The sequence below is a fragment of the Pseudoalteromonas sp. 20-MNA-CIBAN-0454 genome (assembly GCF_040308685.1).
Taxonomy (GTDB): domain Bacteria; phylum Pseudomonadota; class Gammaproteobacteria; order Enterobacterales; family Alteromonadaceae; genus Pseudoalteromonas; species Pseudoalteromonas nigrifaciens.
On record NZ_JBEOOB010000007.1, the window covers coordinates 79,944 to 92,661 of the forward strand.

The 12,718-nt window shown below is 31.9% G+C and carries 9 protein-coding genes and 1 pseudogene; 8 read left to right on the forward strand and 2 right to left on the reverse strand.

What is annotated here, in order from left to right; all coding sequences use genetic code 11:
- Positions 1 to 24: 24 nt before the first annotated feature.
- Positions 25 to 2,031: a bifunctional diguanylate cyclase/phosphodiesterase gene (locus AAEZ22_RS05125; RefSeq protein WP_341255317.1), complete on the reverse strand. Its 2,007-nt coding sequence runs from the start codon at positions 2,029 to 2,031 to the stop codon at positions 25 to 27.
- Positions 2,015 to 2,713, reverse strand: a complete 699-nt coding sequence (locus tag AAEZ22_RS05130) for a transglutaminase-like cysteine peptidase (RefSeq protein WP_089368437.1) — start codon at positions 2,711 to 2,713, stop codon at positions 2,015 to 2,017. The genes AAEZ22_RS05125 and AAEZ22_RS05130 overlap by 17 nt, the downstream gene beginning before the upstream one ends.
- Positions 2,714 to 3,307: 594 nt before the next feature.
- On the opposite strand from AAEZ22_RS05130, the gene AAEZ22_RS05135 reads away from it, so the two are divergent.
- The 8 genes and pseudogenes from AAEZ22_RS05135 (at position 3,308) to AAEZ22_RS05170 (ending at position 11,679) form a co-directional block, all read left to right on the forward strand.
- On the forward strand, positions 3,308 to 4,174 hold the full coding sequence (locus AAEZ22_RS05135) for an ATP-grasp fold amidoligase family protein (protein WP_341255318.1): 867 nt from the start codon (positions 3,308 to 3,310) through the stop codon (positions 4,172 to 4,174).
- A gap of 61 nt (positions 4,175 to 4,235) precedes the next feature.
- Positions 4,236 to 5,263, forward strand: a pseudogene (locus AAEZ22_RS05140) (acyltransferase family protein).
- Between the two features lie 219 nt (positions 5,264 to 5,482).
- Positions 5,483 to 6,760 (forward strand): flippase, encoded by a 1,278-nt coding sequence (locus AAEZ22_RS05145; protein WP_352296434.1) that lies wholly within the window; start codon positions 5,483 to 5,485, stop codon positions 6,758 to 6,760.
- Between the two features lie 34 nt (positions 6,761 to 6,794).
- Complete coding sequence (locus AAEZ22_RS05150) at positions 6,795 to 7,709, forward strand: glycosyltransferase family 2 protein (protein WP_089368435.1); 915 nt, start codon at positions 6,795 to 6,797, stop codon at positions 7,707 to 7,709.
- A 53-nt stretch (positions 7,710 to 7,762) separates the two neighbouring features.
- Positions 7,763 to 8,950, forward strand: coding sequence for an EpsG family protein (locus tag AAEZ22_RS05155; RefSeq protein WP_011328464.1), 1,188 nt, complete (start codon positions 7,763 to 7,765; stop codon positions 8,948 to 8,950).
- 36 nt (positions 8,951 to 8,986) lie between these two features.
- Complete coding sequence (locus AAEZ22_RS05160) at positions 8,987 to 9,784, forward strand: glycosyltransferase family 2 protein (RefSeq protein WP_182683396.1); 798 nt, start codon at positions 8,987 to 8,989, stop codon at positions 9,782 to 9,784.
- A gap of 12 nt (positions 9,785 to 9,796) precedes the next feature.
- Positions 9,797 to 10,525 carry a WecB/TagA/CpsF family glycosyltransferase gene (locus AAEZ22_RS05165; RefSeq protein ID WP_089368434.1) on the forward strand — a complete coding sequence of 243 codons (729 nt, stop codon included), beginning with the start codon at positions 9,797 to 9,799 and terminating at the stop codon, positions 10,523 to 10,525.
- Between the two features lie 197 nt (positions 10,526 to 10,722).
- Complete coding sequence (locus tag AAEZ22_RS05170; protein ID WP_011328461.1) at positions 10,723 to 11,679, forward strand: phosphoribosyltransferase; 957 nt, start codon at positions 10,723 to 10,725, stop codon at positions 11,677 to 11,679.
- The last annotated feature ends 1,039 nt before the right edge of the window (positions 11,680 to 12,718 follow it).

Below are 12,718 nucleotides of genomic sequence, written 5' to 3' on the forward strand. Positions count from 1 at the left end.
ATCGACCCTTGTTTAAAAAATAGGCTATTTACAAAATTCTAATACATTTGGATGAAAAGTAAACTTTTTATTTGTGTTTTCATCAATAATGTTGATTACTTGTGAGGCGGAGCAAATTAAATTCCCTTGAACACCATCACAACCTAAGCTTTCGAGTATGTTTAATGTTTCGGGCTTTTCAATTAAACACGCTAAGACTTTAATACCAAAGCCATGACAAATATTATTTACAGTTTGAATATAAAAGCGACTTTGCGGATTATCAATTAAATCTTGAATGTAGCTACCGTCAATTTTCACATACTCAATATCAAGACCATGTAAATACTTAAAAGAGGTTAAACTGGTGCCAAAGTGCTCTACACACACACTAATACCAACCTCTTTTATCGCATCAATATGAAGTGCAGCAACGCGTATATTACTTAGTAAGCTCAATTCATGAAGCTCAAAAATAAGATTGTTTTTGAGGCAGGGGTAGTGTTGAGAAAACGCACCTAGCCATTGTATAAACTCCGGTGAATATAATGAGGACTTACTTATATTTAATGCGAATTTATCCTCTGGATATTGCATTTTAATATTAATAAAATCACGGATTAATTTTTTATCCAGTTCTTCTGTCAAATTTAACTTTTCGGCCATAGCGAATAAGTGACTATTGTTTATTTTTTCATTGTTATAGATAAAGTGCGCAAATACCTCAAAGTAGCACTGTGTAAACTCGGTATTACTTTTTTTCACAGGCTGTACTGAAAAGCTCACTTCCCCAGAGTTAATTATGCTCTGAATTATTTTTTGCCACTCTTCAACACTAAAGACTATTTTATTATCAATGTTAGCGTCAATCGTACTTTCTCCAATAGTACATTTGGTATCTAATGACGAAAGTAAATGACTCAGTGTTAAGCTTTTTTCAACATTTATAGAAGCTAAGCGGGCATAACCATTATTATGTGAGCTGTGCTGTTTTTGGCTAAACAGGTCAATAAGGTTAGCGTGTAAATTATATAAAAAAGTAATATCGTATGGCGCAATAAAAACAAAAGTACTGCCATTTATTCGGCATAACCTATAATTATTTAGTTCAGCTAAAGAGAGTTTTAATATTTTAGCAACGTCAGTCACATACTCATCACCCCTTTGATAGCTAAGTGTTCGATTAATGTTTACTAGCGAGGGAAGTGTGACCATTGTTGCTGTCATTGGACGCTCAGAGGTAATGGAGTGGGTAACGGCGTTAAAATAGTTTTCAAAAGATTTGCGATTACCTAACCCTGTTAGTGGATCACTATACACGGCGTTTGTTAGTGCTTGGGTTTGTTTAGCTAAAGAGTCGAATGTACTTTGCAAATTAAGCACCATATTATTAATTGCTTTGGTTACTATGCGCAATTCGTGGGCTAACGGCACTTTATTATTGAGTGTAAAGCGTTTGCGAGTAACAAGCAGTGCTTGCTTCTCAACTGCTTTTAAAGGTTTGAATATTGTTTGTAAAATAAAATAAGTGATCAGCAGTGAAGCAATTAATAATATGAGCGAACTATAAAAGCTACGCTTTGTGTGTAGCCATAAAGTTAAATATGACTCTCCTAAGTGGCTGGTAACTTCAAGTGTACCAGCAATGATCCAACCCGTATTTATTTCAGATTGCATTGTAGGCGCGCTTAATTTTACAGTGTTTGTAAACCAATGAGGCACAGAATCTACATGGGTAGGGTTTTCTAATGAGAATAGCGTTTCATGTTTCGTATTAACAAAGCGTATTTTACTATAATAACCAGAATCAAATATTGCGGTTGCCATAGTTTGCCCTATTATGAGTCCATCTGTATCCAAATAAGGGGAGATAGAAAGTCCTAGGCTTGTAGCTGTGTCTTTTGCATGGCTTGCCATTTGTGTTTGTAAATAGTCTCGGGTTGTATCTACATCAATAATAATTCTTACAAAAAAAGATAAAATGGAAATACAAATTATTAGCCCGTAGATCTGTATTTTAAGACTCATACCTTGTTTAAAAGGGTGATACATTATTTTCATCTCCTGTATCAATTCCATTTACGAGTGCAAGCTCACCTTTTTCAATTCTTTTTAGCATAGTATCCCAAGCCGACACACCGCTACTATTTTTAACTTTATTACCAAGCCCTTTTGCTTTGGCTAACCATAAACCTTGGCCATTAAAGCTGTATATAGGTGTTAAATCGTGACGTTTATTTGCGGGGAGTAACTGGGTATTAAAGTTACCCAAAACAAAAGGAATTTGGTCTGCTTCAGGAAAGTATATCAGTACCATGTGGGGCTGATTAATGGTGTGTTGACGCACATACATAAACCTTATTTTTTCTTCAGGAATACCAAGCGCAATTAAAGTAAAGTATTTAGCTATAACGTAATCCTCACAATCCCCCATACCTACACCCAAACTTTCTATTGGTGTAGCCCAATAATCATTTTTATTCCAAAGCTCATTATCTGTTTTGTATTTTATATGTTCATTAAAAAAATTATTAACCAGATGTACCTGCCGCCATTCATTCTTATCAATCGATGCATCAATAAACCTAAGCCATTGCTTTATGCGATTATGTCCATCTTTACCATAATGTTGTTTTGCACGTTCAATTATTTCGCTATTACGCAAGTAATTGATTGTGTCTTGTGAGTAAACATAAAAAGATAACAAGATAACAATGCAGCACCCCAAACGCACAAGTAGTTCCTTAAAATTTAGATGCGACACTTATTATATTATTAGCATTAAAACCGAAACTAGCAATAAAGTAGGTTAAATAAGTTTTAATGAAACAATTTGTTAGCATTGACTAATTAAAAGGTGTGGTTTAATGTTTATTGAATTGCGTTGTTTTGTACTTTAAATGTACGTAATCGCGATTAGTGACCCCAACATATGCGTTAAAAGTTTTAAAGATTGCTCGTTGGATATAATAAAAATTGGCACTAAATTTTGACTTTATTAAATTGTATGGCAATTGATATAAAGTGCTATGTAGCAAATACACTACATTGTTAAGTTATACCATTGATAAACCATATATATTAATTACTTAAAGCTTAAGTAATACATGAGAGGCTCAATATTAAACACAATCTCGGTGCACATGAAAATACAATGTTTATGAGTTTTTTGAGATCTGTTTTACTAAGTAAATTAAAAGTTTAATCTTATAAGTTGATCTATTATAAGATGAATTGTTCTATTTTAAACCAAGTGAGTTTGATGGTAGCTCCAATTTTGGAGTTAGAAAAATTATTTTACGTTTAGTAAATTTAAGAGAGTCAACGGATGGGTTTATTTTTGAAACTGTTGAAAAATAAATTAAAGGTATTGATACCTGACTCTATATATATTCGATATGAATATTTAAAGCTTCACCGTAAATTTTATTCAAAAAAGAAAGTGCTTACTTTTAGCGATAGGATTTTCTCGTGGAAACTAAGTAAGAAACTAACTGATTTTTCTATTTTTGTGGATAAATATAAAGTTAGAGCATTTGTCGCTGATAAATGCGGTGAAAAATACCTTCCAACCTTACTAAAAACTTGTACCGTAGCTGAAGATTTTAATTTAACCGAAATGCCAGATAAATTTGTCATAAAACTAAATAACGGTAGTGGCTATAATCTTGTTATCAATAATAAAAATGATCATTGTAATGCTGAAATTCGCCAATTAATTACACAATGGCTTAAGTCTGATTTTTATGCAATAAGTAAAGAAAAACAGTATAAAAACGTTGAGCAGCTAGTTATTTGTGAAGAGTTTATTGAATCAACAGATGGCCTAAAAGACTATAAATTTTATTGTATAGAGGGCGCAATTGAATTTGTACAGGTAATTTCACAAAGGACAAGCAATAAGCAAACGCACAACTACTATTCAAGGTTATGGCAACCACTTCCAATCTTAAGGGCTGGATGTGATATTGGAGAAGTTGAACTCAAACCAAAAAATTTTGCAGAGGCAGTTGTAATTGTAGAAGCATTGAGTAGCTCATTTTCTTTTGTAAGAGTTGATCTCTATATTCAAGATAAAATATATTTTGGTGAATTAACGTTTACTCCTGGGAATGGGTACATTAAATTCTTGCCTGAAAAGTTTGATAGGGAGTTAGCAAGTAAAATGAAATTAGCTTTTAAAAACAATGGTTAATAAATTAAGAGAATAAGTATATTTAATAAATGGTTCACGCTTTTACTTTAAGGGAGTGAAGATGAAAATAAAAAAAATTCTCAGCCTAGAAACACTCAGAGGGTGGGCTTGTTTATTATTAGTACTTAATCACTTAATAGGTGAACCAAATATATCAGGTTTAAAGTTACCCGAAAATAACGACTTTTATTTTTTTAACTTAATGTTAGAAAATGTCAGAATGCCATTATTTGCATTTTTAGGCGGCGTTATTTTCTCTTTTAGAGGAGTGACATCAGAGCAATTTTTTTCTATGTTAAAAGGAAAGTACTTTAGACTAATCATTCCTCTAATTTTTGTAGGCCCAATTTATCTATTTATTCAGGCACATACTTTAGGAGCAAATCAAAAAATAGAAATAACCAATATTACTTATTACTTTAGCGTGATATGGGAAAGTAAATTTCATTTTTGGTTTTTACAAGCAATGTTTTTGGTGTTTTTATTTTATGGCTTATCATCATTTATAAAAACTACAACTCAAAATAAATACATATTTGCGCTATTTACGGGGATTATTTTATGCGTATTTATGCCTACAGAAATTTATTTTTTTCATTATCTGGATTTTTATTTTTATTACCTTTCTTCTCGTTAGGGTGCTTACTTAGCTCAAAAAGACACAGCGAAGAAAAGCTAAATATAAAGTTAGTTACAATATTATTAACTTTGTTTGCTGGCCTTATGTTGTATAAATTTTTACAACTACAAAGCCAGAGTAACTTTGAAAGAAACAGCCTAATGGGGCTAGTAACTGGCTTTGTTGGTTGTTCATTATTTTACTTTGCAAAAATAAAGATTATACCCCTTGTGTTTATTGGTAAATATTCATTTTCAATATACTTATACCATGTTTACTTTTTGGTTTTATCTAGAATGTTACTAGTTTATTTAGGTGTGCAATCGACAGAGCTTAATATTGTATTTGGCATGTTCTTTGGGATCTTTGGTCCGATTGCAGTTGAAATTGTATTATCAAAAAGTAATTACGCATCACGAATTTTTTTAGGGCAAAAAAGTACTGTTAAATATGCACAAAAGTCGACATAGGAAACGATGTTTGTATATGAGTACTAATTATGTGCGCATTTTTTACGTAGCAGTGATTAGTGAATTTTAATAAAGCAGTACACATTACTAATATGGTTACTACACTGAGATCTTTATAAATCTAAAACAGTCAGTCAGTTAATTTATTTAGTTATTGAATTTTAAAGTTTTGATTTATTGAAGTTATAAATATGACTCTATTATTACAAGGTAAGTTTTTTGAGCCAATCGCCAGCTATTTTAAATAAGTTTTTAGGCACAGCCGGTTTACAAATGATAAGCCGTGCTTTATCCGTTATAGCAGGCGTAATACTTGCCCGTTATTTAGGACCTGAGCAATATGGCTTATATACCTATGTTTTATCAATTATTGCCATAGTCACAATACCTGTTATAGCAGGTTTACCACAATTATTGATCCGTGAAATTGCACATGCTGAATTGGAAGGTAAATGGGGAGAATTAAAGGGGTTACTCAGGTGGTCATCGGCATTTATTATCAGTATTTCTGCGCTTGTGATGCTTACGACCATGCTTATTTTATATTTAGGCTTAATAAGTTCCCAGACTGCTAGTTTACTTTGGTTTGCAATTTTTTTGATCCCTATAAAAAGCTTTTCTGCAAAGCAAGGAGCTATTTTAAACGGTTTTAGAAAACCAATTCTAGGCTTATTTCCAGAGTTTATTTTGATGCCATTTTTAGCCATTTTAGTTTACTTATATTTAATTGTATCAAAAACTGAGTTCACCAGTTTACTGCTTATAAAAGTACAGTTAATAACATCGGCATTAACGCTGTTATTAGGCTTAGGGCTAATATTTAAAGAGCGATCGAATAACCTTAACCATGTTAAACCTACTTACTATTTTAAAAAATGGCATATTGCATTACTCCCGTTTACGCTAATGATATTTATTAGCACCATGAATGCACAGCTTGCAAACGTATTTTTAGGCTACTTTGATGATAAAGAGTCTGTCGCTTCTTTTAAGGTAGCTTTACAAGGGGTGACATTAGTTACCTTAGGGTTTGCAGCGGTAAACAATATTATAGGCCCTAAAGTTGCTAGGTTGTATAGAAGTGGCGATATACAGTCAACACAGGCTTTACTAACTAAAAGTGTAAAGTTAAGCGCCACTTTTTCAATACCAATAGCGGTTGTTTTAATTTTTTTTGGGGATTGGTTTATAAGAATACTTTTTGGAGAGCAATATCTGGCTTCCCATCCAATTCTTATTATTTTATGTATTGGCCAAATAATTAATATTTGTTTTGGCTCTGTTGGTTTAGTGCTGAATATGACAGGAAATGAAAAACGTTCATTAAAAGCATTGTTGGCTACATTATTAATAAACGTGTTGTTGTTATTTATTTTAGTGCCTATCTATCAAGCAATTGGGGCGGCTTTAGCTGTAAGCATGAGTCTAGTGCTGTGGAATATTTGGATGTCGATTGATGTATATAAAATAACAAAGTTAAAAACTTGGTTATGCTAAATTTCATTTATAAAAATTAAAAGGATTAAGCTAAATGGTTGAGTTAAGCATCATTATTCCTACTTATGGAAGAGTCACAAAAATAAGAAATGCAATACAAAGTGCACTTATAAACTCACTTTGTGAGGTAATAGTTGTTGATGATAATGGTAAAGGGTCAGAGCATCAGCTAAATACAGAGTCTATTTTAGAGGATTTAATTGTCTCTAAAAAAATAAAATACATACCATTAGAAAAAAACTCAGGAGCAGGGATTGCCAGAAACATTGGTATTAAGCAAGCCAATGGCGAGTATGTTACTTTTTTAGACGATGATGATTTTTTTATAGATGGGAAATTACTCGAAAAACTTAACTTTTTTAAACACCAACAAGAGCAGCCTGCTGTCTGTTGTAGCCATATGCAAGTAGAAGAAAATGGTAAAGGTGTTTTAGCAAACGATGATAAGTTTGTAGGCCATGACGCTAAGACCTTTTTGCTATCTGGGAGTTGTTATACTTCAATGATAATGATAAAAAAAAGTGTTTTAGAAGCCATAGGTGGGTTTTATGATACACCTTACTTACAAGATCATACCTTAATGTTAAAGGCCTTTATTCAAAATTATAGTGTGTGCGTATTTGCTGAAAATGTCTTTGTGCATACAATCCACAATGGAGCGAGTATTACCACAGGTACTCGACCAATAGCAGGCGTACAGCTCAGGTGTAAATTAGAAAAAGAGCTAAGTAATAAGGTCACGTTGTCAGCTTCAGAGCAAAACGATTTGAATTATAGGTGGAGCACAATTGACTATCATAATTACTGGCTTGAACATGGGCGCAATTTCTCTTTATTTAAATTTTTGTTCACAAAAATAGTATGGCGCTCAAGAACAAGCGAACAACTTTATGAATCATTTAAGTTACTCGTAAAGTTTGGGATGAAATATCAATATTACTCAAAGTAAAAGGAAGCTTTATTTTGATCTATCACAATAAAACTTTTCTGTTAAATAGAACAATGTTGATTCTTGTTTTTGTATCATTAGTTTCACTGCTAGCGCCTTTTTATATAGGAATTTTTGCTTTATTCACGTATTTAACAACTAAAAGATCTGAGTGGCTTTACGTTTTTTTTATTAGCTTTATTTTGCTTTTTTGCAATATGAATTTACACAAAGAAGCATGGGCATTTGGCGATTTTTTAGGAATAGGCAATGACTTAGGCTGGTATTCAACTCAATGGTTTGCATTCAATAATTATCAATATGGTTTTTTGAGTATTTTTGATGAAGATTATGCAATTTTTATTAATGATGGCTTTTTGGTACAACCGAAAATATCGGAGCCGATTTATCATGGTTATTCTTACTTCTTTTCAAAATTAACGAATGGCAATTATATATTTTATACGTATACGATTACGTTATTTATCTATTTACCAGCATGTATTGTTATTTACAAGATATTAGATTCAGCTAAATTTAGTGAGGTGTTAATTGCGTTAGCGCTGATGTTTTTTATTTTTTATTCAATGAAATTTACAAACATGTTTAACATGATACGGCATTATTGCTCAGGTTCTTTCTTAATTATTACTCTATTTTTTTTATATTTTGACAAAATACGCTTCGCCATTTTTTTTGGTGTCATCGCATCATTAACACATAATGCAGCCGTGGTTGTTTGTGCAATTTATTTTGTTGTTTATTATGTTACGGCCTCTGATGAAAGAAGTAATAGATACAAAATTTTATATGTCGTTATGGGCTCTGCGGCAATATCAATATTATACCTTTTAGTTTATTACGCCACATTTACCAATTATGAAGAATTAGATGATAGAGGTTCAGGAATACTATTTAAGCTTTTAGATGTTGCTATCGTACTGCTTTCTATATTCGCCTATATGGTTAGGCGTAAATCGACATTTGATAAGATGTGGTTTTATTATATAGGTATTATCGTATTAATTTGTTTTATGCATACAACAAACTTCTTACAGCTACGCTATTATGCCTACTTTGACTATTTTAGATGGATTGGCTTGGTATATATATTTTCTTTAATACTACGTGTTGTCAGGCTAAAGCTACTGTTTTTTTCATTATCTTTAATCGCGTTTATTTTATTTTTGTGGTACAGAATTTATATTTCTGATTTCGATTTTAACGGAATGTTCCACCATTATTTCTTTATAAAATTTTAACTTCATATTATGTAATAACTACTTATAGGGATTGTAATGAAAATTTTATTACTAACAACATGTATATGTAATGACGAAAATATCAAAGACTTAAAAAGACTAATATTATCGATAAATAGTGTAAGAAACATTCAATTTGTACACTATGTACTATTACAAAGTGCAGATGGCTACAGTGAAGAGTGTTTACTTGGGCTAGCTAGTAACTATACGCTAATCACAATTAGTCAAAGTCATATTGTGTCGTTATCAAAGGCCAGAAATAAGCTTATTAAAGAAGTGAACAGTCGGTATTCATTGAATAATTTTGATTTCGTGTCCTGCCCAGACGATGACTGTTGGTACCCAGAAGGGTTTTGGAATAGCTTTAATGAACTACAAGCACTCAGTCGATTTGAATTGTTTTATACTCAATTTTCATCAGCACCAAGTATTAGCCCCTTTACTTCTAATGAACATAATTCGTCAAACTTAATACGATACGCATCATCTAACACTACATTTTATGCATCTAAAGTATTTAATGAAGTAGGGCTGTTTGATGAAAACTTTGGCGTCGGCGCTAAAAATAATGGAGGTGAAGATTTAGACTTTGCAATAAAAGCTTCACTTATTAGTAAGGTTATATTTTTTATGAACTCTGCAGCTATTGGCCATCGTGATCCATTACCAGAATTTAGATATAAGTATTTTCAAGGCTCTTTCGCGGTATTAAATAACCACAAACTAAAAAGTACTGCTCTTTACTATCACTATTTGCGAAAGCTTATGGTTGGTATTTTTTATTATTCACAAAGAAAAATAAAGTTTGCTGACTTTAAAGTAATAAAATAGGAGCTTAAAGCGATGGACCCTATCTTAAAGTCATTAACTTTAGTCAATGAGGTATCTTTAGCCAGTATTTTAGAGCGTATCACAAATACGGATAAAGCAATTTCGATCGGTTTTTTAAATCAGTATGCATATAACTTAATAAGTAGTAGTGATGCTATAAAAGCTAACTTTTTCGATTTAGATTATTTATTCAGAGACGGTAAAGGGGTTGAATTAGCGTGCTTGTACAACAATATTGACCCTCAATCTAACTTAAATGGTACAGACTTTATTCCGCGATTAATCTCGCAATTATATTTATCTAACAAGGAAATGACCCTTTTTGCGTACGGTACTCAGCAACCTTGGTTAGATATAGGTGCAACCTCGCTTTTTAACACCTCCCAATATTATAGTTTAAATGGGTTTAAAGATGTCGACTGTTATCTTGAGCACAATTTACAGTATCAAACTGAGAGTCTTAACGTAGTCGTTCTTGCTATGGGTATGCCTAAGCAAGAGCTGATAGCTACACAACTAAAACTACAGAGCAAAAATAAAATGATAATAATATGTGGTGGTGCAATATTGGATTTTCAAGCGGGTAGGGTAAAGCGCGCACCGACGATATTTAGAAAGCTTGGTTTTGAGTGGCTATACAGATTTGCTCTAGAGCCTAAAAGGTTATTTTCTCGTTATGTTGTCGGGATCCCATTGTTTTTTTTAAATGTATATCGCTCCAGTACTAAAAGAGTTTTGTAATTAAAGGGAGTGGTAAAAGTTAATTTCTATTAGCGTGAAGCTAACGCTTAAATCAAAGATATAATAACAATTTGATGGCTATTTTTGACGTGAGATCTACATTATTGCGATAAATTGTACTAACCTTAATAAAAGCAATGTAATTAATAATAATTTTAGTATGTTAGGTAAAATGTTTTTAAGGGAGGGTGATTCTAATGAATTATAAAAGTTATTGTCATTTAAGTCAGGATATAAAAGAACACTTGCCTAAAATACAGAGTTTAAACTTTGATTTAATTGTAGGCCTTCCAAGAAGTGGTTTAACACCAGCTAATATGCTGGCATTGTATTTGAATATTCATTGTACGGATTTGATTTCTTTAATTAATAATTCAGAGCTCAAAACAGGAAGTACACGAAAAAGTAAAAATCAATATTTAAAATACCCACAAAACGCACAAAAAATATTATTAGTGGATGACAGTATTGCAAAAGGTGACTCGATTAAAGCTGATATGGCTTTAATTCCCACATATTTACACAGTAAAATTACGACATGTGCAATTTACTCATCACTAAAACAAAGAAATGATGTTGATTTTTTTCTAGAGTACCTACCATCACCAAGGGTGTTTGAATGGAACATTTTTCATCATCCAATTTTAACGACTGCTTGTTTAGATATAGATGGTGTTTTGTGTATTGACCCTACTGAAGAGCAAACTAATGATGCCGAAAAGTACATTGAGTTTATTTTAAATGCACAGCCATTATTTATACCCTCTAGAAAAGTTTATGCGCTTGTTACCAGCCGGTCAGAAAAGTATCGAGAACAGACTGAGATATGGTTAAAAAAGTATAAAGTAGAATACGAGTATTTAATTATGCAAGATTTACCTGGTAAAGAAGGAGGACAAAAGCAAATTAGTCATGCAAAGCATAAAGCTTTATTTTATCAAAAAAGTAGTGCAGAGCTTTTTATTGAAAGCGACTATAAGCAAAGTATTGAAATTAATCATATCACTAAAAAACCAGTTTTTTGTGCAGCTAGTAACCAAATAATTAACAACGGCTTTTATAATCTAAAGCATGAAGCAGTTACAAGCTTAAAAGAACGGTTGGCTTCGTTTATACCTCGTGGCATAAAAAATCAGATTAAAAAATTATATTAACTTTATTTACAAAGACTTATCTTGTTCTTTAGATAAATAGAGCCTAGCTTATATTATTGTTAATTTGCAAGTGTGTAGGGCTCCCATCAACTCAAAATATAAAAGCTAAGTTTTCAGTATTCACCGTATTTAGGCTTGATATTGTTTGCGCTTAAGCTCTTCAGTACTTAGCGTTTTTTGTTTATTAACTAACGCCAAACGTTTGTGTAAGCCTTACTGGTTAGTCATTGCCACCGTGTGTAGTATAACATTCCCCCAGGCTACCTTAAACCCACCAAATAATAGACGCACTATGCTTATTTAAAACTTAGAAGCAAACACTTATAACGTGTTTTCGGTTGTGTTATTAATTATTATCTAAACCAGTTAGCGGTCTGCTCTCTTACTTTTTGTACAGCCTATTATTTTTCTAAAGGATTACACTAGGGTAAAAATGTACTATTTCACAGGGTTTGGTTGATAGTAGTTTTTATATAGTCGCAGTTTAAACCTAAACACTGATAAGCAGGCTGTATAAAGCGATCTTTTATGTTTGTTTTTGTTTTATGTTTGTTTATTTTGTGTTTGTTTTTTTAAGTTGTTTATTTTATTGGCTATAAATAAAACTATTAAAACCTTCAAGTAAACAGTAATTAAGCCCCAAGGTAATAGGTTGCTATTATGTTGTTAGTAAATGAATGTAGTTGCTAAAACTAAGTAGATGATAATTAAAAATAGCTGTAGGGCAAATTACACATCAAGAACAGAGCCAAAAATGTGCAAAATTTATTGTAATATTATGCTATTAGCTTTTATTCATCGGCATAGTTTTTACTGAGAGAGTAAGTTACGTATACCCTACTCATAATATTAACCAGATGGATTCATGCATTGTTTATTTAAATATCTAAGCATGATTACATAAAAAAGGGCTGTTGTTTAGATGGGGAGTTGTAGTTTAGATACATTTATATTTTAAGAAATATGTTTAATAAAATAGCTTTAACCTTTTGTATATTAGTAAACCCGCCTGTATGTTAATTGTGCAATTTGAGATGTT

Excerpts from the sequence above, each read along its gene's own strand:
- AAEZ22_RS05165 (WP_089368434.1), top strand. The coding sequence starts at position 9,797 with ATGGACCCTATCTTAAAGTCATTAACTTTAGTCAATGAGGTATCTTTA.
- AAEZ22_RS05160 (WP_182683396.1), top strand. The coding sequence starts at position 8,987 with ATGAAAATTTTATTACTAACAACATGTATATGTAATGACGAAAATATC.
- AAEZ22_RS05170 (WP_011328461.1), top strand. The coding sequence starts at position 10,723 with ATGAATTATAAAAGTTATTGTCATTTAAGTCAGGATATAAAAGAACAC.
- AAEZ22_RS05135 (WP_341255318.1), top strand. The coding sequence starts at position 3,308 with ATGGGTTTATTTTTGAAACTGTTGAAAAATAAATTAAAGGTATTGATA.
- AAEZ22_RS05150 (WP_089368435.1), top strand. The coding sequence starts at position 6,795 with ATGGTTGAGTTAAGCATCATTATTCCTACTTATGGAAGAGTCACAAAA.
- AAEZ22_RS05155 (WP_011328464.1), top strand. The coding sequence starts at position 7,763 with ATGTTGATTCTTGTTTTTGTATCATTAGTTTCACTGCTAGCGCCTTTT.
- AAEZ22_RS05125 (WP_341255317.1), bottom strand. The coding sequence starts at position 2,031 with ATGTATCACCCTTTTAAACAAGGTATGAGTCTTAAAATACAGATCTAC.